Source organism: Pontibacter sp. GD7, assembly GCF_058216375.1.
Window position 1 is genome coordinate 149,062 of sequence record NZ_JBYZMP010000006.1, and the last position, 23,146, is coordinate 172,207.

18 protein-coding genes and 1 other RNA gene are annotated in these 23,146 nt (G+C 46.7%); 5 read left to right on the forward strand and 14 right to left on the reverse strand.

The window, feature by feature from the left end:
* Positions 1-32: 32 nt before the first annotated feature.
* From cfa to AC4BAP_RS11365, 4 genes are all read right to left on the reverse strand, one after another.
* Positions 33-1,154, reverse strand: coding sequence for a cyclopropane fatty acyl phospholipid synthase (gene cfa, locus AC4BAP_RS11350; protein ID WP_490582770.1), 1,122 nt, complete (start codon positions 1,152-1,154; stop codon positions 33-35).
* Between the two features lie 138 nt (positions 1,155-1,292).
* Positions 1,293-2,252 carry a DUF3667 domain-containing protein gene (locus tag AC4BAP_RS11355; RefSeq protein ID WP_490582771.1) on the reverse strand — a complete coding sequence of 320 codons (960 nt, stop codon included), beginning with the start codon at positions 2,250-2,252 and terminating at the stop codon, positions 1,293-1,295.
* A gap of 454 nt (positions 2,253-2,706) precedes the next feature.
* Positions 2,707-4,062, reverse strand: a complete 1,356-nt coding sequence (locus AC4BAP_RS11360) for a sensor histidine kinase (RefSeq protein WP_490582772.1) — start codon at positions 4,060-4,062, stop codon at positions 2,707-2,709.
* Positions 4,052-5,416, reverse strand: coding sequence for a sigma-54-dependent transcriptional regulator (locus tag AC4BAP_RS11365; RefSeq protein WP_490582773.1), 1,365 nt, complete (start codon positions 5,414-5,416; stop codon positions 4,052-4,054). The genes AC4BAP_RS11360 and AC4BAP_RS11365 overlap by 11 nt, the downstream gene beginning before the upstream one ends.
* A 420-nt stretch (positions 5,417-5,836) precedes the next feature.
* On the opposite strand from AC4BAP_RS11365, the gene AC4BAP_RS11370 reads away from it, so the two are divergent.
* From AC4BAP_RS11370 to AC4BAP_RS11390, 5 genes are all read left to right on the forward strand, one after another.
* Positions 5,837-8,191 (forward strand): ABC transporter permease, encoded by a 2,355-nt coding sequence (locus tag AC4BAP_RS11370; RefSeq protein ID WP_490582774.1) that lies wholly within the window; start codon positions 5,837-5,839, stop codon positions 8,189-8,191.
* 28 nt (positions 8,192-8,219) lie between these two features.
* Complete coding sequence (locus AC4BAP_RS11375; RefSeq protein WP_490582775.1) at positions 8,220-9,605, forward strand: S41 family peptidase; 1,386 nt, start codon at positions 8,220-8,222, stop codon at positions 9,603-9,605.
* Between the two features lie 25 nt (positions 9,606-9,630).
* Entirely contained in the window at positions 9,631-11,043 is a 1,413-nt protein-coding gene (locus AC4BAP_RS11380; protein ID WP_490582776.1) for a hypothetical protein, read from the forward strand.
* A 130-nt stretch (positions 11,044-11,173) separates the two neighbouring features.
* Positions 11,174-11,545: a transfer-messenger RNA gene (gene ssrA / locus AC4BAP_RS11385) on the forward strand.
* Between the two features lie 224 nt (positions 11,546-11,769).
* A complete protein-coding gene (locus AC4BAP_RS11390; RefSeq protein WP_490582917.1) occupies positions 11,770-12,273 on the forward strand; it encodes a cupin domain-containing protein in 504 nt (167 codons plus the stop codon).
* Positions 12,274-12,331: 58 nt separating this feature from the next.
* Here the strand turns inward: AC4BAP_RS11390 and AC4BAP_RS11395 are convergent, their stop codons facing one another.
* From AC4BAP_RS11395 to kduI, 10 genes are all read right to left on the reverse strand, one after another.
* Positions 12,332-13,630, reverse strand: a complete 1,299-nt coding sequence (locus AC4BAP_RS11395) for a TRAP transporter large permease (RefSeq protein WP_490582777.1) — start codon at positions 13,628-13,630, stop codon at positions 12,332-12,334.
* A gap of 43 nt (positions 13,631-13,673) precedes the next feature.
* A complete protein-coding gene (locus AC4BAP_RS11400) occupies positions 13,674-14,168 on the reverse strand; it encodes a TRAP transporter small permease (protein WP_490582778.1) in 495 nt (164 codons plus the stop codon).
* A gap of 12 nt (positions 14,169-14,180) precedes the next feature.
* A complete protein-coding gene (locus AC4BAP_RS11405) occupies positions 14,181-15,200 on the reverse strand; it encodes a TRAP transporter substrate-binding protein (RefSeq protein ID WP_490582779.1) in 1,020 nt (339 codons plus the stop codon).
* A 79-nt stretch (positions 15,201-15,279) separates the two neighbouring features.
* Positions 15,280-15,954, reverse strand: a complete 675-nt coding sequence (locus tag AC4BAP_RS11410) for a bifunctional 4-hydroxy-2-oxoglutarate aldolase/2-dehydro-3-deoxy-phosphogluconate aldolase (protein ID WP_490582780.1) — start codon at positions 15,952-15,954, stop codon at positions 15,280-15,282.
* An 18-nt stretch (positions 15,955-15,972) separates the two neighbouring features.
* Entirely contained in the window at positions 15,973-16,989 is a 1,017-nt protein-coding gene (locus AC4BAP_RS11415) for a PfkB family carbohydrate kinase (protein ID WP_490582781.1), read from the reverse strand.
* A 2-nt stretch (positions 16,990-16,991) separates the two neighbouring features.
* Positions 16,992-18,425 (reverse strand): glucuronate isomerase, encoded by a 1,434-nt coding sequence (uxaC, locus tag AC4BAP_RS11420; RefSeq protein ID WP_490582918.1) that lies wholly within the window; start codon positions 18,423-18,425, stop codon positions 16,992-16,994.
* Positions 18,426-18,531: 106 nt separating this feature from the next.
* Positions 18,532-19,959: a tagaturonate reductase gene (locus tag AC4BAP_RS11425; protein WP_490582782.1), complete on the reverse strand. Its 1,428-nt coding sequence runs from the start codon at positions 19,957-19,959 to the stop codon at positions 18,532-18,534.
* A gap of 201 nt (positions 19,960-20,160) precedes the next feature.
* A complete protein-coding gene (locus AC4BAP_RS11430) occupies positions 20,161-21,189 on the reverse strand; it encodes a LacI family DNA-binding transcriptional regulator (protein WP_490582783.1) in 1,029 nt (342 codons plus the stop codon).
* A 42-nt stretch (positions 21,190-21,231) separates the two neighbouring features.
* Positions 21,232-22,017, reverse strand: coding sequence for a gluconate 5-dehydrogenase (locus tag AC4BAP_RS11435; RefSeq protein WP_490582784.1), 786 nt, complete (start codon positions 22,015-22,017; stop codon positions 21,232-21,234).
* Positions 22,018-22,022: 5 nt separating this feature from the next.
* On the reverse strand, positions 22,023-22,862 hold the full coding sequence (gene kduI, locus AC4BAP_RS11440) for a 5-dehydro-4-deoxy-D-glucuronate isomerase (RefSeq protein ID WP_490582785.1): 840 nt from the start codon (positions 22,860-22,862) through the stop codon (positions 22,023-22,025).
* Positions 22,863-23,146: the final 284 nt, after the last annotated feature.

The following is a 23,146-nucleotide window of genomic DNA, read 5'->3' on the forward strand; positions in this document are numbered from 1 at the left end:
TTATACTTTATACTTTTTGGCTATGCTTTACATCACCTTACTGCTGTATACCCTCCTGCGATCCCTGCCTTAGACAGTACCAGCTGCCACAGCTGGTTGTTGCGAGCCCTGAACGAGCCTGCGCTGGAAAGCAGGTAGTATTTCCACATGCGGTAAAAGCGCGCTCCGTATTCTCCCTGCAGTTGCTCCCAGTTGCGATCAAAATTGTCGAACCACGCCATCAAAGTTGGGTCGTAGTAGGGGCCGAAGTTATGCCAGTCTTCTACCTTAAAAATATGCTCCATGGCCGCGCCGAGTTGTTTGATAGAAGGTATCACCGAGTTCGGGAAAACATACGTATCTGTAAATGGATCGGCAGAGGTTCTGGAATAGTTGTGACCGATGGTGTGCAGCAGAAACAGGCCATCATCCTTTAGGCAGCGTGCTGCCACCTGCATAAATTTCCGGTGGTTGCGGTAACCCACGTGCTCTACCATGCCCACCGATACCACATGGTCAAACGGCTCGTTTATGTCGCGGTAGTCTTGCAGGCGTATTTCTATAGGTAAGCCTTTGTACCTCTCCCGGGCCAGTGCCGCCTGCTCTTCCGATACGGTTATACCTACCACCTCTACGCCATACTTTTCCGCGGCAAACCCGGCAAAGCTGCCCCAGCCACAGCCTATATCCAGCACGCGTTGTCCGGGCTTCAAGTATAATTTCCGACAGATAAGGTCTAGTTTGTTTTCCTGGGCCTGGTCCAGGTTGTCTGCATCTTTCCAGTAGCCGCAGCTGTAGGTCATGCGCTTGTCCAGCATCAACTGGTACAATCTGTTGCCGATGTCGTAGTGGCGTTGTGCGTTGCGGGCAGCTTTGCCTTTGGCCTGCATGTTCAGCAGTTTTGCCAGCAGCACCTGTAGCTTCGAGCGCCAGCTTAGTTTTGCTCTTTTATACAGGTCGGCCCGGAGCACTTTAAACACAAACTGGTCTATACTTTGGCAGTCCCACCAGCCGTCCATGTAAGACTCGCCCAGCCCAAGGGTGCCATCCGAAAGTATACGCTTGTAAAACCTGCCGTCGTGCACCTGCAGGTCCCACGGATCGGGGCCGTTTATCTTAACATCTGCTGTGGCTAAAATATCAACTACTTGCTGCTGTAGGTTCTGGGCCGCCATAGTTCTGAGTTTAAAGTATAAGCACCTGTTAAGTATAGATTTATACTTATGCAGATTTGAACGGCGGCGGCATAGAATAGTTAAAGCCTTTTGGCTTTGCAGCGGTATCTTAAGTGATTTTAGCTGTAAGCTTATGCCTTACATAGTGTAAAGCGTAGCCACCACTACTGTAAGGCCACTTAAAAACAACAGAAAAGTATAAGCGAAAGCCAGCAGCAAAAACTTAGTAACAGTGCGCCAGCGGGTGCTATTGTAAATTGTGCGCATGGACCGGTAGATGTACCAAAGTATAACAAGAATGCCCAGAAACTGTATCCAGCCCGAGACGAAAGGCAGCATCCACTTTAGTAAGATCAGTATGGAGCCGAACAGGAAAAGGAACGAATGTACGTGTATCGAGTAGATCAGGTGCTCTGTGTAGTATTTCTTCGACCTGATGCTCACCAGCTTCAGGATAAGGGCAAACAGGGGTAGCAGGATGAACATGATCTTCGGCAAGTGACTTGTCAGCTTGTTTTTAAAAAGCTCAAACTGCAGTTCGTCGTTTTTTACCTTTCTAAACTTCTCGTTAAATGTCCCTAGCGGTATGTTAAATTCACCGACAGAATCTTTCTTGTTTGATTCCTTTACTGTGTTTCGGTTTCTGGCGCTGTCTTTTACTGCCTGTGTGTTAGTAATGTCTGTCTTAATATAGTTTCCTAAGTCCTTAGCTGCCTTCCCTGCAACTGCTTCTGCGCTTTTGGTTTTTTCAGTAGCATTCTCTTTAATAATACCCTTTTTGTTGATATTGGTGTTGGCCGTAAAAAGAAAGAAGAAAACTATACTGATAAAGATGTACATGCTGATCGGGTTGAGATGCGAGGCGCGTTTACCGGCAAAGTACTCTTTTGTAAGATGACCTGGTTTGGTTAGAAGCGGCACCATGCTTTTGAAAAACTTTGACTCTAAGTGGAAGTAGTGCCCGACGCTGTGCAGCACCAGGTGCAGAAAGTTTTCGTGCAATTCCAGGTTTTCCTGCCCACAAACGGAGCAGAAATTACCCGTAACAGTTGCCTCACAGTTTAAGCAGTTGCTCTCGGAGCGGTAGTGTTTTTTCATAGTATAGGTGGTGTTTAAGTTCGACTGTTTAAACACCAAAAGTAAATATAAATTTTTAGCTATATAAGCTTAGGAGATTTGAATGAGAGTTTGAAAGAAGCAAATATGCCGCAAGTTTAGCAAAGCGTAACTTGTGGCTATGTATGGCAGGAGTTTTCAACTGCTTTGCTTTGAAAAAGCAAGGACTGCGACGGCCTGTTTTATACTTTATACTTTGGGAATAGACGATAAAGTATAAATCTCTCAAAGTATAAATCAGCTAAAGTATTCTTTTCTGCTTACACAGATAGCCAGTTGCAAACTGGCATCATGTGTAGCCACAAGTTACGCTTCGCTAAACTTGCGGCATAAGCTCTGAGCCTTAGGCAAACTGGCACAATGGGGCACAAATCTACGCCGGCGAGAGTGGAGATTTGAGAATAAAACGTAAGTAGATCGAAGGGAGGACTATTTTCTAAAACACCAGTTTAAATGTACTGCCCACGCTTTCCTCACTTTCAACTTGTATAGTGCCCTTGTGCAGCAGCATGATGTGTTTGGACAGGCTAAGGCCTATGCCGGAGCCTTCTTTGTGAGAGGTAAAGAAAGGTATGAAGATGTTCTCCAGTATTTCTTCCGGAATGCCTGTGCCGTTGTCGTGTACTTCTATCGTTACTTTCCCGTCCTGCTGACCGGCTATAAGTATAATTTGTGGAGATAGCCGATCCAACACCGCACGCTGGGCATTGGTAATCAGGTTGATAATTACTTGCTCCAGCAAATTTACATCTCCATTTATGACCAGGTTAGGGGGTGATACTTTGCAGCTAAAGTCTATGCCAGCCTCTTTAAGCCTTGGATACATCAGGGCATTTATACTTTTGAAAAGCTCCTGCACATAAATAGTAGTGAGGTTTAGCTGCTGCGATTTGTTCAGGTTGCGGTAAAATTGTGTAAAGCGCAGCAAGCCTTCGCTACGTTTTTTGATGATGCCGATTCCTTCTTCCGTATCTTGTAGCACTTCCACATCAACGGTTGTGTCAGGTTCCGAAGTATAGCGTTCCCGCTCCAGGTGCAGGTGTTTGCCTAAAGTATCGGCCAGCGAGGCAATGGGTGCCACGGAATTCATGATCTCATGCGTCATAACGCGGAGCAACTTTTGCCAGGCCTCGGTTTCGGTAGCATCTACGGTGGCGCTTACGTTTTTGAGCACTACCAGCTGCAGGTTGCGGTGCTGCATGGTAAAGGCTGTAGCCGAAACCAGCACCTGCGACTGACCAGATGGCAGCTTTAACTTTGTAAGTATACTTTCACCGGACTTTATACTTTGCAGCGCATTAAGCAGGATAGGGTAACGCTTGTCCAGGTTGTCTATACTTTTGAGGTAGGGGAGGCCGAGCATCTTCTTTAGGGCATCGTTTACCCATTCCACTTCACCTGTCTCCTCATCCACAGCCATAATGCCAGTATCCACCAACTGAAGTATGGTTTGCATGTACTGGAACTGTGCCTCACGCTCTATGTGCAGCTGCTTAAAGGTGTCGTTTATTGTGTTAAAGGCGCGGTGCAGTTGCTGCAGCGAAGAATTGGCGTTCTCGTTAAACCGCTGGGAAAAATCACGTTGTTTTACGGCTTCCAGAAACCTGGCCAGTTCGTTGTTGCTGCGGGTGACGTATCGCGCTGTTTCCAGCACCTGGGCCAGCATCACAAGTATACCTGTGGCTACCTGTAGCCAGGTGTACTGCGTCAGGTAAGCCACTGTCACGTACATCACGCCCAGCAAAAGTATAAACCTGACAAACAGCCCGAGTTCCAGTCGCTTAGATATCATACTTGTTCAGGCGGCGGTAAAGGGCGGTGCGGGTAAGGCCAAGTTCTTTGGCAGCTTTGGAGATATTGCCATTATTCTTCTCGATCACACGGCGTATGGTTTCTTTTTCAATTTCGTGCAAAGGCATACTTGTATCTACCGCAAGCACAGGTGTAGAGTCAGTTGGCGCCATCTCCATCGGCGAGAAGCTGAAATCCTGGGGCTGCAGCACATTGTTTTCGGCAAGTATAATGGCCCGCTCCACGGCATGCTGCAACTCACGCACGTTACCCGGCCAGTTGTGTTGTTTTAGTTTCTGCAGGGTGGCAGGTGTAAACTCAGGTGCAGGCTTATGGTTTTTGCTGGCATAGATATCAGCAAAATGTCTGGCTAGCAGCTCTACATCATTGCCTCGGGCACGCAGCGGAGGCAGCGTTATTTCTACTGTATTAATGCGGTAAATCAGATCTTTGCGGAACAGGTTTTTGGCGGCCAATTCATAAATAGGCTCGTTGGTAGCTGAAATCAGGCGGATATTAACAGGTACCGGAGTGTTAGAGCCGAGAGGCGTTACCTGCCGGTTCTGAAGCACTGTCAGCAGTTTGGCTTGCATGGCAGGGGAGATGTTTCCGATTTCATCCAGGAACAGGGTACCACCATTGGCTGCTTCAAATCGCCCTTTGCGATCTTCCTTGGCATCGGTAAAAGCTCCTTTCTTAAAACCGAACAACTCACTCTCGAACAAGGTATCTGTCAGGGCGGCCACATCTACGCTTACGAATGGCTGACTAGCTCTAAATGATTTCTCGTGCAGGGCGCGTGCTACCAGTTCTTTACCAGTTCCGTTCTCGCCGAGTATGAGCACATTGGCCTCAGTAGGGGCAATTTTCTCTATTTTGTAAAGTATATCCTGTATCGCTTCAGATTCGCCAAGTATGGTAGTTTGGCCTGTGCCTGCTGCTGATTTCTCACTCTTCTTCGGCCCCTTTGCCTGCAAAACGGTGTGTAGGGTTTCCAGTAATTTATCGTTGTGCCAGGGCTTTACTATAAAGTCAAACGCCCCTTCCTTCAACGATTTCACAGCCAGTTCCACATCGCCGTAGGCCGTGATAAGTATAACTTTGGCATCCTTATCTTTGTCCAGAATCTGGCGCAGCCAAAACAGGCCTTCGTTGCCGGTGTTAAGCGCGCTCTTGAAATTCATGTCCAGGAAAATAGCATCAAATTTCTCCTTCGACAGCAGGCTCATCAGGTTGTCCGGATTCTTCTCCGTTACTACCTCTTTTACCTCTGTTTTCAGTAGCATCTTCATGGCGAAGAGCACGTCTGCCTCATCGTCAACAACTAAAACTCTGCCTGTTTTTCCTGTGGCCATTGTGCAAGCTTTTCTGGTTCAGATACCGAATTTAAGCAATTCAAATGATATTGTCAGAATCAAGATTTACAGGATTGAAAGATTGACGGGATTAAAGTGATGGGAATAAGATGGTTCAGGATACGAATCTTTATTAAATAATACATTTATTCATTTATTAACAGATTAATCCTGCTAATCCTTTAATCCTGTAAATCCTGATGCTGACTAAAAAGTGCTGTATCGCAGGCGTACAGGTGTTCTACTGAAATGTGTATCGGAAGCGAACACTTTTAAAATTATGGCATAGTTAAGTTGTTGATAATGAGGTGTTTTTAAAGTTGGCATTTTAATTTCTTATGAGCTTTTACAGTTTGCATGGTTCTCCTTGCTTCTGCTTAAAACAAGATTGTATACCTGTTCCAGATAAAACTTAAAGCTATGTTAAAGAACTACCTTAAAATGGCCTACCGCAACCTGATGCGACACAAAGTCTTTTCTTTGATCAACGTTTCTGGTTTAGCATTGGGTATGACCTGCAGCATACTGATTATGCTTTGGGTAAAGGATGAGTTGAATTTTGATCGCTTCCATAAGAATATTGATGAGCTGTACATCGTGTACAGAACCGAGATTTATCCAGGCGCCGATAACCTAACCATGCCTGCTCAGACTGGCCCTTTGGCTCCTGCCCTTGAGCAACAGTTGCCTGAGGTAGCACATGCGGTGCGGGTTAGTTTTACAGAAGAGGAGTTGTTTAGCTTCGGAGACAAAGGTATAAAAGTGCAGGGGCAGTACGCTGATCCTGAGTTTTTTGAAGTTTTCACATTTCCGCTGGTTTACGGTGATGCGGAGCAGGTACTCCGGAATCCGAAATCGGTTGTGTTGAGTGACAGTGTTGCGTTAAAGATTTTTGGCTCTACAGATGTAGTAGGTAAGGTTGTTAAGCTGAATAACAGTGAGAGCTATAAGGTAACCGGCGTGATGCAGAAAGTACCTAAAAACTCATCGCTTCAGTTTGACTTTGTAATGCCTTATGAAAATTATGAGGCCAAGAATGACTGGTTAAAAAACTGGGGCAACAATGGTATCCTGACTTTTGTGCAGGCAAAGAAAGGGGCTGACGTTGCGGCGCTTGATGCTAAGATGAAGCATTTTCTTACAAGACAGGATAAAACCCTCGACTCAGAGCTTTTCCTGCATGCTTACAGCAAACAGCACCTTTACTCAGACTTCAGAAAAGGTAAGACTGAAAGCGGTTTAATTACTTATGTGCGCCTGTTCTCGGTTGTTGCCGTGTTTATCCTGCTTATTGCCTGCATTAACTTCATGAATCTGGCCACGGCCCGCTCGGTAAAACGCGCAAAGGAAGTCGGTGTTCGCAAAGCTATCGGGGCAGACAAATCTATGCTGGTTGGGCAGTTTATGCTGGAGTCGGTTCTGGTAGCGCTACTGGCCCTTTTTGTGGCCATGAACTTAACCGGTATGTTGCTGCCAGCTTTCAACAACCTGACAGAAAAAGCGGTGCAATTCGACTTATCAGATCCAACGCTTATTGCTATGCTGCTGGGGGTGGCGTTATTCACTGGTCTGGTTTCGGGCAGCTACCCGGCTTTCTTCCTGTCATCTTTTGACCCGGCGGTGGTGCTAAAAGGCGCTGTTAAACTGAACTACAGAGCCGCCTACCTGCGAAAAGGACTGGTAGTGTTTCAGTTTATACTTTCCGGATTGCTGATTGTGAGTACCCTGGTGGTATACCTGCAGTTACATTTCATTCGAAACAAAGATTTGGGACTGCAGCGCGAGCAAGTGGTTTATGTGCCGGTAGAAGGTGCCTTGCGTGAGCGCTATGATGCTGTAAAGCAGGAGTTGCTTTCGATGCCGGGCATTGCTACTGTGTCAGCATCTAACCAGAACCCGCTGCGGATCAGCTCCAACACGGGTGATGCAAACTGGAGCGGCAAAGAGCCAGAGGAAGTGGTATCTATTGATGTAATGAATGTAGAGTATGGCCTGCTGGAGACTTTAGGGATACAGTTAAAAGAAGGACGCGATTTCTCTAAAAGCTTTGGTACGGATACAGCAAACTACCTGGTAAACGAAGAGGCCGTACGGGTAATGCAGCTTAAGGAGCCTGTGGGCGAGTGGATAGACATGTGGGAAAATAAAGGAAATATTGTCGGTGTAGTTAAGGATTTCCAGTCGAGAGATATGCGCGCGGGTATTAGGCCACTTATTATCCGCCTGGACCCTAAGAACGTGAGCCGGTTGTTTGTAAAAACAGAGAAAGGCAAGACAAAGGAAGCCTTGGCCTCTATGGAAGCTGTACTGCAAAAGTATAACCCAGCTTTCCCGTTCGATTACCACTTCATGGACGATGACTTTGAAAAGATGTATAAAAGCGAAGCCATGATCGCAGAGCTCACCAACTACTTCGCGGGCATTGCTATCTTCATCTCCTGTCTTGGCCTTTTCGGACTGGCGTTGTTTACGGCCGAGCAGCGCAAAAAGGAGATCGGCATCCGAAAAGTGCTGGGAGCATCTGTGACTAGTATCGTGTTTATGCTAAGCAAAGACTTCTTAAAACTAGTGCTGTTGGCTAATGTGATCGCACTGCCGCTGGGCTGGTACCTCATGAGCGGCTGGTTAAACGACTACGCTTACCGCACCGAACTAAGCTGGTGGATATTTGCCCTGGCACTTGCTGCTACTGTTTTCATCGCCTTGTTCACGCTAAGTTTTCATGCCGTTAAAACAGCTATTGCAAATCCTGTTACATCAATCAGAACTGAATAAATCAAATCCATTAGTATAAAATAAAACGATGAAAAAGTATCTATTCCTATTATTGCTGCTGTTGGTGTTTACTGCTAAAGCGCAAGTGCCAAATACTCTTAGTCCTGCTGATAAAGTGTATGGCTTGTCTAAGTTCTGGCAGGAAGTAAACTACAACTTTGTGTACCTGGATAAAGTGGACCGCAGCAAGTGGGAAAACGATTACCGCGAAGCCATTACAAAAGTACAGAACACCAAAAACGATTACGAGTACTACCGCGAACTCCAGAAGCTTTGCGCCAGCTTAAATGATGGACACACCAACATCTATTTTCCTAGAAGTATAGACTCGCTGATCTATAAGTCCATGTTCGGGAAGTATAGAATTATGTTGAGCAATATCGATAACAAAGCCATTGTTACCAGAACCAACCTGAGCATAAAAGACGAAGTGCCAGTTGGCAGCGAGATTATTGAAGTAAACGGTTTGCCAACAGCAACGCACTTAAAGCAAAATGTGCTGCCTTACATAGCATCGTCTACAGATTATGTGCTGATGGACTGGGCCATTGAAAACATGCTGAGAGGCTTGAAAGGAGAGACGTTTGACATAAAGTATAAAACCCCGAAAGGTAAAGTAAGAAGCCTGGCGTTAACAGTTGCTAAAACCGCAGAGCAGGAGTTGTACCCAGCCCTGGAGAAACGCGAGTTGCTTGACCTGAAATGGTATCCGAACCAAACGGCTTACCTGGCGCTGAATGCTTTCCATGATCCGAAGATCAACGAACTGTTCCTGGAGAAACTGCCGGAGCTACGCAAAGCCAAAGCTTTGGTAATTGACCTGCGCAACAACGGTGGCGGCTCTACAACGATAGGCCGCGAGATACTAAGTTACCTTAGCCCTGACACGCTGCTGTACGGTTCTAAGAACGCTACGCGCCAGCACCTGGCAAGCTTTAAAGCGTGGGGTGTGTTTACAGAACCTAAAGATACTGTAGGAAGTGAGTTTGCAACCAGATCGCTAAATGCCTATAACGACAAACTGATGTATGAGTTCGACTACAATCCAGCCCGGAATAATGTGCAGCAAGGCGAAAAAGTAATTGTGCCAACCGCTATACTTATCGGCCATAAAACAGCCTCTGCCGCCGAAGATTTCCTGATCTATGCCGACAACCAAAAGCACATGACCAAGATAGGTGAGAACACGAACGGTAGCACCGGCCAGCCTTTCATGTTCGAGTTGCCTGGTGGTGGCAATGCCCGCATCTGTACTAAAAAGGATACCTACCCGGATGGTCGTGAGTTTGTGGGTTATGGTGTAAAGCCAGATGTTGAAGTGAAGATGACGCTTCAGGATTATATCCAGAAAAAGGACCCCGTGCTGGAGCAGGCGCTTAAGCACCTGAAAGGACGGAAACTAGCCGCTAAATAATACCTATATCTTAAAATAAAACTCTATGAAAAGCTTACAAAAGTATGCGCTGACTCTGCTGCTTGTTTCGGGCGCATCAGCATGCTATGCACAGAAAGTAAAAGAACTGCCAAGTATAAAATCGAATTCAGACAGCTATACTTATGTAGTAAATGATGCCGAGAGACGCTCTGATTGGCGGGTAGGTGCTGGTAATAAGCCAGCCAGGCTAGAGGTAGAGTGCAGACTTAAGACAAACAAAGTAGGCCTTATAACAGATGTGGATTCTATTTTTTTTGATATAAAAGAAGGAGAAACGGTACAGCTCTACATACTGCAATCAGGTAAAGAAAAAGAGCTGACCGAGGTTGTAGGAGTGCCAAAGAACGTGAACTTCACGAAAAAGTATATTCGTGAGCACCAGGGCAAATATAGCGTGGAGGTGCCGGAAGTACATGAATTGGCAAACATTCTGGTGGCTATTTCTAAGGTGGGGCAACAGGATTCTAATATGGTGGATATGACCACGCCATACTATAAAGAAGTAATGGCGCATTTTTCTCCTTATAAAAATCATCCGGTAATGGTTGTGGTGAACAAGCGCATTACAGAACCATTTGATATAGATAGCTACTGGTACTACTATGGCATGAAAATGAACGCCTGCGCTTATGTTTTCAACAAGAAAGGCAACATCAAAAACGAAGGCATCATCCGAAAAATGGGTTTCAACTACCCGGAAGACCCAATACTTGCCAATTTAACCTTGATCGAGGACTTTGCCAGAAAGTCTGGTTTCAGAGAGTTTTACAAGCAACACCAGCCATACTACCAGGAGTTAATGCAAACTTATCGCTCTCAGAACCCGATAGACCAGATGCAGTCGTGGCTGGAACAGAAGTTCGGGTTTACGTATGGCAACTACCGCGTTACATTCTCCCCGCTGATTGGTGGCGCCCACTCTACCATGAGCTTCGAAGACAATGGCTTTAGCCAGACAGTAATGTTCGTGAACCGGGCAAAGCTCAGCCCTAAGTATAACGAACATGTAAACGAAATGAACAACAGCCGTGTCGTGTTTACAGAAATAGACCACAACTTTGCAAACCCGGTTTCTGAAAGGTACACGAAGCAGATTAACGAAGCGTTTGCCGATAGAAAAAAGTGGGTAGTGGAGGCAAACGGCACAAGCGCTTACTCTTCTCCTGACAATGTTTTTAATGAATACATGACCTGGAGCCTGTACTCTCTTTACTGCCTGGATAAATTTTCTGCCGAGGATAACGCTACGTTTATACCTAAAATGGAGCGTCAGATGGAAAAGAGCAGAGGCTTTATCCGGTTCGGAGACTTTAACCAAAAACTGATCTCACTTTACAAACAGAACCCAAAGATAAGTGTAGATGAGCTCTATGTGGCTATGCTGGACTGGAGCAAGCACCTACAGGCGAAACTATAGAAGGATTGAAACCTGACACGGCTTTTAAGTGTTAAAGAACTGAAATACGGATAGAAGTATGCTGCAAATTTTATACATTTGTGGCATACTTCTTGAAGTATAGATAGCAAGAATTCGTTCTTTATTTATTGGGGATGACCGGAATTGACAGCTTGTGCAGATTGCGTGTAAGCATGTCGGGTGATGAACGTACCACCTGTTAAAAATTCGTTCGAACAATAACTGGCGAATATAACTACGCCATGGCTGCTTAATCTAGGTATTAAGCACTAGCCATAGTCTCGTGCAGGTTTCGTAAATCTGCCTGCACATCAGAGGCTTCGATCCGATTTACTAGTCTGTGTAAAGGTGTGGTGCACAGGCGAAACTAAAGCACCTAAGGAGTGCGCATAGGCTTGACCTAGGCCCGCAAGCTCCCGACAATCCAACTAGCGTCTAAGCATGTAGAAGGCACGACGGTTTCCTTGTCTGGACCAGGGTTCGAGTCCCTGCATCTCCACTATAAAAAAGCGCCAACTGGTATTGTACCGGTTGGCGCTTTTTTGCGCTTTATACTTCTGATTTCAAATTAAAAAAGTAAATTGTGTAAGCTAATCGCAATTACTTTAAAGCAGCTAAGGGGAAAAAATACAAATAGATACTAGCTGCTGTTAAACTTTCAGCTACAGATAGCAGTATTATTTTATTCAACAACTTTTGAATTAAGACCCTTAGTACACCCTTATGATGAGCTTAGCAGAAAACAAGCAGGCGCTCTTTAGCGAGGTTGAGAAAGAGCTTGCCAACCAGGGCTTCCATATAGAGAAGAAAGATTTGGATAGACCATGGGGAGGTTTTTTTGTAATAGATGAGGCCCAGGCACCGAAATTCGCAGAAACATACTTTAGCCAGGTGCCCATGGAGGACCTGAAAATATCCGGTAAACTTAGCCCTAAAATTCTTGTTGTTGCACCGGATAAAAGATTATCGTGGCAGTACCACCACCGCCGTGCCGAGATTTGGAAAGTGCTTAAAGGCGAAGTAGGCGTGGTTACCAGCGATACCGATGAGGAAGGTGAATTGCAGAAACTGTTACCAGAGTCTTTGATTACCCTGAAGCAGGGCGAGCGCCACCGCCTGATCGGCTTGAACGATTGGGGTGTGCTGGCTGAGATATGGCGACACACCGATGCACAGCAACCCTCTGACGAGGAAGACATCGTACGCCTTCAGGATGATTTTGGTAGGTAAAACAAACCATACTTAAAACAAAAGGCTCTTTTTAGAGCCTTTTGTTTTAAGTATGGAATTATAACCCAAATACTCCAGGTAACCACAGGCTTAATGCTGGCACATAGGTAACCAAAAGCAAAGCCAGCACCATGGCAATGAACAGTGGCACCAGCGGTTTAATTACTTTACTGATGCTGATATTTGCCACCCCGCAACCCACAAACAGTACCGAGCCAACCGGAGGCGTACACAAGCCGATGCAAAGGTTCAGCACCATCATGATGCCAAAATGAACAGGGTCTACACCTAATGCCGTAACTACCGGTAAAAAGATAGGTGTGAAAATAAGTACCGCCGGTGTCATGTCCATAAAGATGCCTACGAACAGCAGGATTAGGTTAATGATGATAAGCACCACGATCTTGTTATCGCTGATAGAGAGCAAAGCCTCGCTTACGCCCTGCGGAATGTTTTCAAAAGACATTACCCACGACATACCCATAGAGGTGCCGATCAACAGCATTACAATAGAGGTAGTGATAACTGTATTGATAAGTATCTCGGGCAGGTTCTCTATCTTTATCTGGCGATAAACCACCATCGATAGGACTAAAGTATAAAGTACTGCAATGGCTGATGCTTCTGTAGCTGTGAATATGCCAGCGATAATACCTCCGATTACCACTACTAACAGAAACAAGCTTGGCAGGGCATCAAAAAACTTCTTAATAACCTCTTTTAAAGATGTCCTTTCGCCAACTGGATAACGCTGTTTAAATGCTATAAAGCCGGCAACAAACATCAGCACCAGGCCCAAAAGTATACCCGGTACGTAACCCGCCACGAAAAGCGCAGCAATAGAGACACCACCGCTGGCCAATGAGTAAACGATCAGGATATTACTTGGAGGGATGATCATACCAGTAGTAGCAGAGGTAATGTTAACTGCTGCGCTAAATGGCTTTGAGTAACCTTCTTTTACCATTCTTGGGCTCATGATACCCCCAATGGCAGAAGCAGCAGCTACCGCAGACCCCGAAATGGCTCCGAACAGCATACAGGCAATGATATTTACATAAGCGAGGCCGCCAGGGAGCGTTCCAACCAAGGCTTTGGCAAAGTCTATTAGCCGCGATGCAATGCCGCCCCGGTTCATGAACTGCCCGGCCAGTATAAAAAAGGGTATGGCCAAAAGGGCAAAGCTATCGAGGCTGGTGGCCATTCGTTGAGCCATGGTAGTAAAGGCGGCATCGGGGGCTATACTTACCAGCATGGTTAGCAAAGCTGATACGCCAATAGAGAATGCGATGGGTACACCAAGTATAAGCAGCACCACAAAGCTGAGAACCAGGACAATTACTTCTAAAAATTCCATATCAAGGTTAGTAGTAGGCGAGTTTTAAGGTATAGAGTAGGGGCTAGTATTCTTCTTTTTCATCAACCTCAGCCAGGTCCGGTTTAATGAAGAGGTTAGATATACTATAGTATAAGATCAATAATCCGCTGAGCGGGATGGCAGTGTAAACGTAACCCAAAGGCACATTTAAGGCCGCTGAGGTTTGTTTTAGCGTAAGGGTGATGTAAACAAGTTTGCTGCCTCCCCATACCATGGCAAACAGCGCGAACAATGCTACTACCGAGCTGATGAGGATATTAAGCCGTGCTTGTATTACTCCTTCCAGCTTCGATGGCAGAATGTCAATAGCCAGGTGCATTCTTTTGCTGGCAACGTAACTGGCGCCTAGTAACCCGACCCAGATAAGCAGGAATCGCGCAATTTCGTCGGTATAAGAGCTAGGCGACTTTAAAACGTACCTGGACGCCACCTGCCAAAGCACATTTATAACCATAGCCGACATAAGTATAATCAGTACGGTATAGAGGGCTTTATCAATTGTATTTCTAAGCTTCATAAACAGGTTAAATTAGCGTTTGCTGAGATGAGCTTTTGTGTCTGTGTTTCTGATGCGCTGGATAAGAGAGTATACTTCCGGCTCGCTTTTGTAGCTCTCGTAAAGTGGCTCTACCAGTCTGGCAAAAGGTTCTTTGTCTGGTTTGGTAACGATAACGCCGGCTTTTTTAACCTCAGCAAGCGCATGTTCTTCTGCTTCCTGCCAAAGCTGGCGCTGCACCACTGCAGATTCATCCACTGCCTCCTGCAGCCATTTCTGCTCCTGCGGGTTCAGGCTTTCCCATACTTTGCTGCTGATCAGCAAAATGTCGGGTACCATGGTATGCTCGTTAAGCGAATAGTATTTGGATACCTCGTAGTGGTGCGACAGGTAAAAGCTGGGTGTATTGTTCTCTGCACCATCTACCACACCTTGCTGCAAGGCCGTGTAAAGCTCACCCCATGAAGTTGGTGTGGCAGCGCCGCCAAAGCTTTTTACCATGTTAATGGCTGTAGGGCTGGCCTGTACGCGTATTTTTAACCCTTTCAGGTCTTTGGGGTCATTGATTTGCCTGTTGGTAGTATAAAAGCTTCTGCTGCCGGCATCGTAATAGCAAAGGCCTTTAAGCCAGTATGGCTCACCTTCTGAGAGTAAAAATTTCCCTACGTCACCTTCCAATACACTGTAGTAATGTTGCTTGTCTTCAAAAATATAAGGCAGGCTTAGTACTTTAAAGTTGGGAGAGAAGCTTTCCATCACAGCAGCGGAGACTTTGGTCATGCCCAGGCTGCCTATCTGAAGCAACTCTACGCACTCACGCTCACTGCCCAGCTGCCCGTTCGAGTAAATATCAACTCTGAGCTTGCCTCCGGATTTCTCTTCCACGCTTTTAGCCAGCTCCACCATGGCCAGGTGCACCGGGTGGGTGGTTTCCAGGGCATGTGCCAGCTTTATCTCTTTTGTGTCGGATAATTTCTGACACGATTGTGTGGCGAGAACTGCAATTAATGCCACTAAGCCCAGGAGTATTTTTTTATACTTTTTAGTAAACATATGCTTACTAGTTTTAAGGTTAGTTGCACGCGCCTTGCAGCGCGTGCATAAAGTTTAGTAGTAGTTGAAATAGGTTCGGTTATGCGTTAACTGGTGTTCTGCAAATATCCACCAGATTAAGTGCTTGCTGGGTTAAAGTATAAAGCTGCTCGTACTGCTGGCCTGCCATAATCTCTTTACTGATCAGTTTGCTGCCCATACCCACCGCGCACACGCCGGCTTTAAACCAGGTGCTGATGTTGTTTTGGTCTATCTCTACACCTCCGGTTGGCATAAAAAACTGGCCCGGAAACAGCTCTTTTATAGAAGAGATGAAAGCAGGACCAAGTATGTTTGCCGGGAAGATTTTGATAAGGGCTGCATGGTGCTGTTGTGCAACATATACTTCGGTTGGCGTAAAACAACCCGGAATCCACAACATCCCAGCCTCACGTACCAAATCTCCCACAGCCGGATTCACGATCGGGCAAACAATGTAATCAGCGCCAGCCTTTATAAAGTTATTTGCCTCTTCAGTGGTCTTTATAGTGCCTATACCTAGTTGTAAATCAGGGTAGTCAGTGCTTAGCTCAGCTTTAAGATATGTAAAATTTTCCAAAGCAGCTGCACCACGGTTGGTATACTCCAGCGTTCTGATGCCGGCGTTGTAAAGCGTCTTGATGATCTCAAGGCTCACTTCCGGGTCTTGGTAAAAGAACAGGGGCAGCAATCCTTGTTGTAGTATAGCCTGTAATGCTTCTTCTTTCTTGTTCATACTTGTTAGCATTATACTTTATCGTTGCAGTCTTCCGGAGGTGTCTCCGGCAAGCAGCGTCTCAACTTCCTCCACCGTGGCCAGGTTTGCGTCCTCCAGTATCGAATGCTTTAATACAGAGGCAGCCACCCCAAAGTCAAGTGCTTTCTGGTCGTTCTGGTACGTGAGCATGCCATAGATCAAACCAGCCATAAAGGCATCGCCGCCGCCAATCCTGTCTACAATAGGGTTGATGTCGTAGGTGGTGGTGTGGAGTAGTTGCTTGCCATCGTACAGCATACCCGAAAGGGTGTTGTGTGAGGCGCTTATACTTCCGCGGGTGGTGTTCACTATCTTTTTCACTTTCGGGAAGCGTTCCATTATCTGGCTGAATACATCCATATAAGATACTTCTTCATCAGACTCATTGGAAGTTATTTTAAGGATGTCTTTCGCATCGCTTTTGCCCGACACGATCAGGTCGCAGCCTGCAATAAGGTCAGGCATTACCTCGCTGGCTTTTTTCCCATACTGCCACAGGTTTTTGCGGTAGTTGATGTCAGCGGATACAGTGATGCCTTTGCTGTTGGCTACCTCGATGGCTCTTTTGCAACTGGCAGCCGCTCCCTCCGAGATAGCCGGCGTAATGCCGGTCCAGTGGAACCAGCTGGCTCCTTCCAGAGCCTTTTCCCAGTCAATCATGTCGGGCTGCAGATCGGCAAATGAGGAACCGGCTCGGTCGTAGATCACTTTACTTGCCCTAACACTGGCGCCTGTCTCCAGGAAGTATAAACCCAGCCTGTTGCCGCCGTATACGATGTGCTGCGTATCCACCCCATACTTGCGCATCAGGTTGGTGGCGGCACGGCCCAGCTCGTTATCCGGGAAGCGCGTAACGTGTGCTGCCGGCATATTGAACTGCGCCAGCGATACGGCCACGTTTGCCTCTCCGCCGCCATAGGTCACGTCAAAAGCATCCGACTGTACAAACCGGGCAAAGCCAGGCGCAGACAGGCGCATCATCACCTCACCAAAGGTTACTACTTTATTCGCCATCTTTAGAAGTTAAAGTATGATTTAGCGTTATAGTAACAGATATTCTCCACCATCTGGCCCAGCCACTTCATTTCGCTGGCAGGTAGTTCGCCGTTCTCCACGTCATTGCCGATCAGGTTACACAGAATTCTTCGGAAATACTCGTGGCGAGGGTAGGAGAGGAAGCTGCGTGAGTCTGTAAGCATGCCCACAAAGCGGCTCAGTAAGCCCATATTTGATAAAGCATTCATCTGGCGCTCCATGCCATCCTTCTGATCCAGGAACCACCATGCGGAGCCGTACTGGATTTTGCCCGGTGTGCTGCCGTCGTTAAAGTTACCGATCATGGTAGCGTATAATTCGTTCTGGCTCGGGTTCAGGTTGTAAAGTATGGTTTTTGCCAACTGGTCAGAGTTGTCCAGTTTGTCCATAAACTTAGCCAGGGAGCTTGCCACGTCAAAATCACCAATAGAGTCGAAACCTGTATCAGGGCCAAGTTCGCGCATCATGCGGGTGTTGTTGTTGCGCAGCGCACCCAGGTGGAACTGCTGCGTCCACCCTTTTGAGTGATCCAGCAGTGCCAGTTCAACCAGCATCGCCGATTTATACTTAAGGGCTTCTTCTTTGGTCAGGCTTTCTTTGTTCAGGACCTTTTGGAAAATAAGCTCTGCTTCTTCCTGAGTATACTCTGCGGCATAAATAGTCTCTAAACCATGATCAGACAAGCGGCAGCCATTCTCGTGAAAGAAATCGTGACGCTGCTTAATAGCTTCGATCAGGCTAGTGTAGTTGTTGATTTTTACACCAGAAGCTGCTTCCAGCTTCTGCAAGTATGGCAGGAATACTTCTTCGTTGTCAATGAAAACAACTTTATCGGCTCGGAACGTAGGTAACACCTTTACCTCAAAACCGTCGGCTTTAATTTTCTGGTGATGCTCCAGTGTGTCAATAGGGTCGTCGGTGGTGCAGATGATCTCAACGTTCATTTGTCGTAGAATGCCTCTCACGCTGAACTCGTTTGTTTGCAGCATCTCAGAGCAATAATCGTAAATCTCGCGTGCTGTCTCCGGCTTCAGTATCTTCTCAACGCCAAACGGTTTTTTCAGCTCCATGTGCGTCCAGTGGTAGAGCGGGTTGCGCATCGTATACGGCACTGTTTCGGCCCACTTCTGGAACTTCTCAAAATCCGGGGCATCGCCGGTGCAGTATTTTTCTGCGATGCCGTTGGTGCGCATGGCACGCCACTTATAGTGGTCGCCTTCCAGCCATATCTCCGTCAGGTTCTTAAACTTCCTGTCGTTGGCGATATCCTCCGGCGAAAGGTGGCAATGGTAATCGATGATGGGCATGTGCTTGGCATGCTCGTGGTATAGTTTGCGCGCCGTTTCTGTTTCCAGCAGAAAGTTTTCGTCCAGGAAGGTGGCTTTCGTAGCTATTTCTTGTTCAGGAGTAATCATGTTTCGATATACTTTATACTTGACCTTATACTTTAAGCCGGCCATCGGCTAAGTTAATAGCCGATGGCTTTTCAGGTGGTCGAGGCCTGTGGCTTCACTTATTAAATTAGGAAGGAATTTCTACGCTTTCCTGCTTCTGCAACAGCTCCAGTTGCTGCGCTACCAATGCCTGCAGGCCTGCTATCTGAGTCAGGTCAGTGCCCCAGAAATCTGCATTGGCTAAAACTGCCTGTGCAACTTCCTGGGCATTGTCTGTTTGCCATACTTTCTCAAAAAAGCTGAGTACTTCTGGCGTATCGTTTAGCGGAATTGCCTCTCCGTTGTAGTTGCCTTTGTAAAAAAGTATAAGCGCGGCCAGGGCATGCAACAAACGCTGCGGCAGTTCGCCTTTTCGGTTAATGTACTCCAGCACCGAAGGCAGCACGCGCACTTTATACTTTGAAACCGAGTTCAGCGCAATCGTGATCAGTTCGTGGCGTATGAACGGGTTCTGGAATCGCTCTATCACATCGTTGGCAAACTGCTCCAGTTCTTCCTGTGGCAGGTCCAGTGTCGGGATGATCTCTTCAAAAATTGCCTCCCGGATAAATTGGCCGGCCAATGCATCGTCTACTGCCTCGCGAACTGTGCGCAGGCCCTGTAAGTAGGCCACGGGCACCAACGCAGTGTGGGCACCGTTCAGGATGCGCACTTTGCGGGTACGGTAAGGCGTCAGGTCATCCACAAACTTCACATCAAGTCCTGCCTTATCGGTTGGGAAGGCAGCCTGTACTTTTGCCGGTGCTTCAATCACCCACAGGTGGAACGGCTCGGCCTTTACCACCAGGTTGTCTTCAAAATCAAGCTCCTGCTGTATCTCCTTGATGTTCTCTTTCGGGAAACCCGGCACAATGCGGTCTACCAGTGTGTTACAGAACGTGTTGTGTTCCTGTATCCAGTTGCTGAACTCCTGTGGCAGATTCCAGTGAGCGGCATACTGAAGTATAGCTGCTTTAAGCGCCTCGCCATTCTTCTCGATCAGTTCACATGGTATAATATTCAGACCTTTATCTGCCGCCCCGTCAAAATGCTGGAACCGGCGATAAAGCAGCGCTGTCAGTTTTCCCGGAAAACTGTTCGGTAATTTCTGGATATCGGTGTCGGAGTCTTCAAACGCAATACCGGCCTCTGTTGTGTTCGAGATGATGAATTCCAGGTCCGGGTTCTCGCCAAGCGCCAGGTAGTTCTGGTAGCTTTTGTAAGGGTTTGTTACGCCGGTTACACAGCTGATGAGGCGCGTGGTCTGGGTTTCTTTGCCGTTCTGGATGCCATTAAGCAATACATGGTACAAACCTTCCTGCTGCTCCAGTAAATGCACAATACCGAACTCAAGTGGCTGTACAATGTGCACGCTTCCATTAAAACTGGTGCGCTCGTTCAGCACATCGATCATCCAATCTACAAATCCGCGCAAAAAATTGCCCTCTCCAAACTGCAACACTTTCACAGGTTGTTTCATTAGTATGCCTGCCGTGTTTCGATTCAATGTCCTCATCGTTTTGTGTAATTATTGGATTCTATAACTATTTTCTCCTGCTATAGACTGCAAGCGGAGCCAGATCTTATACCTGCTTCTGACAATAATGAAAAGTAAGTATAATTTTCTGAATCTGTGCAATCGATTGTACAAAATTCTAAAATAATTCCCCCGTTGCACAATTTGCCTGTCATGCTAAGGGGGAATCGGTCTTTTTGCCTATCCTTTCTTCAAGGATGACTTCCGGATGATGATCTCCGGCATTAAAACGGTGCGCTGCGGTACAAACTTTTTGTCCTTTATCCTTAGCTGGTCAAAGAACAGTTCGGCGGTGATGTTACCCATTGTTAAGCTCAGCTGGTCTACGGTGGTTAAGGGCGGATCTGTAAAGGAAGTGAAAGGCTCATTGGAGAAACCTGCCAGGGCTACCTGCTCCGGAATAGACACTCCTCTTTCTTTCAGTACCTGCATAGCGCCCATGGCACCGTAATCACTCGCCGAGAAGATTGCATCCGGCAGATCGCCTGCCTCAAACAGTTTTTCCATACTTTGGCGGCCACCCTCAAGCTGCAGGTTGCTGGAGATGATCAGATTCTCATCTATCTCAATGCCATTGTCCTTCAGGGCATCGGTATAACCTCTTAAGCGCTCTTTAAAGATGCTGATCTTTTTAGGGCTTGTGAAATGGGCAATGCGCTGGCAGCCCTGCCTTATCAGGTGCTCCACAATCTTGTAAGACCCAAGGTAGTCGTTGATGCCCACCTGGCTCACATCCAGCTGGTCTGTGGTTCTGTCGAACAGCACAAGCGGCAGGCCCGATGCCAGCACTTTTTTATAGTGGCTGAAGTTCTCCGTGTTTTTGCCTATCGAGGCAATGATGCCATCCACACGTGCACTAAGCAGCGCATCAATGGTCTGTACTTCTTTCTCGTAGCTGTCGTAGGTCTGGCAGATGATCACCTTGTAATTCAGTTTATTGGCAATCTCTTCTACTCCCCTTACCACCGACGCGAAAAAGGTTCTGTCGGCAGTAGGCACTATTACTCCAATAATATGGCTCTTGCCATTGCGAAGTGCAGCGGCGATGTTGTTGGGTTGGTAATTAAGCTGCTTGGCAGCTTTCAGGACCGCTTTTCTGGTTTCCTCGCTGATGCGCGGGTTGTTATTTAGCGCACGGGAAACCGTTGAAGCCGTTATGTTCAGCTTCTTGGCGATGTCCTGTATGGTGATTTTTGTTTTAGTAGCCATGTTTGTTTGTTTAGGCCTTGCGTTGACGAACCCGTAAATTAGCTATTCGTTTCCTGGTTTCCCAATGGTGGCTAAAATACCTCCGTCTACATAAATAATCTGGCCATTTATAAAGTTACTCGCTTTACTGGCCAGAAACACTACTGTACCGCCCAGGTCCTCCGGGTCGCCCCATCGCCCTGCTGGCGTTCTGCTGATGATAAATTCGTTAAAAGGATGACCGTCCACACGGATCGGGGCAGTCTGGTCGGTGGCAAAATACCCCGGACCGATGCCGTTTACCTGTATGTTATACTTTGCCCATTCCGTTGCCAGGTTGCGCGTAAGCATTTTTAAACCGCCTTTCGCGGCAGCGTACGCCGACACGGTGTCGCGGCCCAGCTCACTCATCATGGAGCAGATGTTGATGATCTTGCCACCTTTGCGGTCCACCATATACCTGCCCACTGTCTTGGAAAGTATAAAAGGGGAGGTCAGGTCCACGTCTACCACTCTTCTGAAGTCTGCCACCTCCATTTCCAGGGCTGGTGTGCGCTGTATCATGCCGGCATTGTTCACGAGTATGTGTATAGGGCCTACTTCTTTCTCTATGCGATCTATGCTCGCTTTTACATGCTCTTCGTTTGTTACATCAAACAAATAGCTGTATACATTAAAGCCATCCTGCTTGTAGTGTTGCACAGCCAGATCCATCTTGGCAGGTGTGTTGCCGTTTATAACCAGGGTAGCGCCTGCCTTGCCCAGTGCTTTGGCCATGGCCATGCCCAGGCCGTGTGTGGCGCCAGTTACCAGGGCTACTTTTCCGCTTAAGTCAAATAACTCTTTCATTTAACTTATTTAAGGTCTGTAGGGGCAAACTTGTCCATGTCGTTATAATCCAGGTTTTCGCCGGCCATACCCCATATAAAAGTATAGTTGGAAGTGCCCGCACCGCTGTGGATCGACCAAGGCGGAGAAATGACAGCCTGGTTGTTCTTTACCCAAAGGTGCCTGGTCTCGTCAGGTTCTCCCATGAAGTGGCAAACTACCTGGTCTTCCGGAAGCTCAAAATAAAAGTATGCCTCCATTCTTCTGTCGTGAGTGTGGGCTGGCATAGTGTTCCAGACGCTGCCCGTTTTCAGCTCTGTAACGCCCATTTGCAGCTGGCAGGTTTCAACAACCGAGTTTATGAGCACTTTGCGAATGGTCCTGTGGTTAGAATTCTCCAGTGCACCCAGTTCAACGGTTTCGGCCTCAGCCAGCGATATTTTTTTAGTAGGATAATGGCGGTGAGCAGGCGCGGAGTTGAAATAAAACTTTGCATCGCCGCTTGCAGCCGGATGGAATACTACATCCTTAGCACCCATACCGATATATAAGGCCTCCTTGGTGGCAAGTATAAACTGCTGACCATCTACTGTTACCGCGCTTTCCGGACCCACATTTATGATGCCCAGTTCTCTTCTGTCCAGGAAGTGCTCTGAGCGAAGGGTAGGGAAAGTTTCCAGCTTTACTTCCTGGTCAATAGGGTTGGCACCGCCTACAATTAAACGGTCGTACATGCTGTATACCACGTTTACGCTGTCGGCCTTAAATAAATTCTCTATTAAAAAGGTGTCGCGCAGCCTTGCCGTGTCATAAGACCTGCAGTCTGAGGGATGCGTGGCGTGCCTTACTATATACTCTATGCTCATTTTAAATGTATGATTACACTTTATAATATACGTTGATTGCGCAAACGATTACGCAATTTGTTTTAAATATAGCTTTTTTGCTCTTGTAATTGTATTAATCATCTATTTTATGTGCTATGTAAATTGTGAATAAAATCGCCTATTTGTTGACAATTTGGCAATAAAATGATGATTGAGCAGTGTTTTGTTTAAGATTGACTCATGATGCAACTGTTGTGCTATCAATTTTTTAAAACTACTAATAATCTGAATGTAAACAAATAATTAAAAATTTTTTATGCAAA

Bases quoted from the DNA above. Each gene is read 5' to 3' on its own strand.
- cfa (WP_490582770.1), bottom strand. From the start codon at position 1,154: ATGGCGGCCCAGAACCTACAGCAGCAAGTAGTTGATATTTTAGCCACA.
- AC4BAP_RS11355 (WP_490582771.1), bottom strand. From the start codon at position 2,252: ATGAAAAAACACTACCGCTCCGAGAGCAACTGCTTAAACTGTGAGGCA.
- AC4BAP_RS11360 (WP_490582772.1), bottom strand. From the start codon at position 4,062: ATGATATCTAAGCGACTGGAACTCGGGCTGTTTGTCAGGTTTATACTT.
- AC4BAP_RS11365 (WP_490582773.1), bottom strand. From the start codon at position 5,416: ATGGCCACAGGAAAAACAGGCAGAGTTTTAGTTGTTGACGATGAGGCA.
- AC4BAP_RS11370 (WP_490582774.1), top strand. From the start codon at position 5,837: ATGTTAAAGAACTACCTTAAAATGGCCTACCGCAACCTGATGCGACAC.
- AC4BAP_RS11375 (WP_490582775.1), top strand. From the start codon at position 8,220: ATGAAAAAGTATCTATTCCTATTATTGCTGCTGTTGGTGTTTACTGCT.
- AC4BAP_RS11380 (WP_490582776.1), top strand. From the start codon at position 9,631: ATGAAAAGCTTACAAAAGTATGCGCTGACTCTGCTGCTTGTTTCGGGC.
- AC4BAP_RS11390 (WP_490582917.1), top strand. From the start codon at position 11,770: ATGAGCTTAGCAGAAAACAAGCAGGCGCTCTTTAGCGAGGTTGAGAAA.
- AC4BAP_RS11395 (WP_490582777.1), bottom strand. From the start codon at position 13,630: ATGGAATTTTTAGAAGTAATTGTCCTGGTTCTCAGCTTTGTGGTGCTG.
- AC4BAP_RS11400 (WP_490582778.1), bottom strand. From the start codon at position 14,168: ATGAAGCTTAGAAATACAATTGATAAAGCCCTCTATACCGTACTGATT.
- AC4BAP_RS11405 (WP_490582779.1), bottom strand. From the start codon at position 15,200: ATGTTTACTAAAAAGTATAAAAAAATACTCCTGGGCTTAGTGGCATTA.
- AC4BAP_RS11410 (WP_490582780.1), bottom strand. From the start codon at position 15,954: ATGAACAAGAAAGAAGAAGCATTACAGGCTATACTACAACAAGGATTG.
- AC4BAP_RS11415 (WP_490582781.1), bottom strand. From the start codon at position 16,989: ATGGCGAATAAAGTAGTAACCTTTGGTGAGGTGATGATGCGCCTGTCT.
- uxaC (WP_490582918.1), bottom strand. From the start codon at position 18,425: ATGATTACTCCTGAACAAGAAATAGCTACGAAAGCCACCTTCCTGGAC.
- AC4BAP_RS11425 (WP_490582782.1), bottom strand. From the start codon at position 19,959: ATGAGGACATTGAATCGAAACACGGCAGGCATACTAATGAAACAACCT.
- AC4BAP_RS11430 (WP_490582783.1), bottom strand. From the start codon at position 21,189: ATGGCTACTAAAACAAAAATCACCATACAGGACATCGCCAAGAAGCTG.
- AC4BAP_RS11435 (WP_490582784.1), bottom strand. From the start codon at position 22,017: ATGAAAGAGTTATTTGACTTAAGCGGAAAAGTAGCCCTGGTAACTGGC.
- kduI (WP_490582785.1), bottom strand. From the start codon at position 22,862: ATGAGCATAGAGTATATAGTAAGGCACGCCACGCATCCCTCAGACTGC.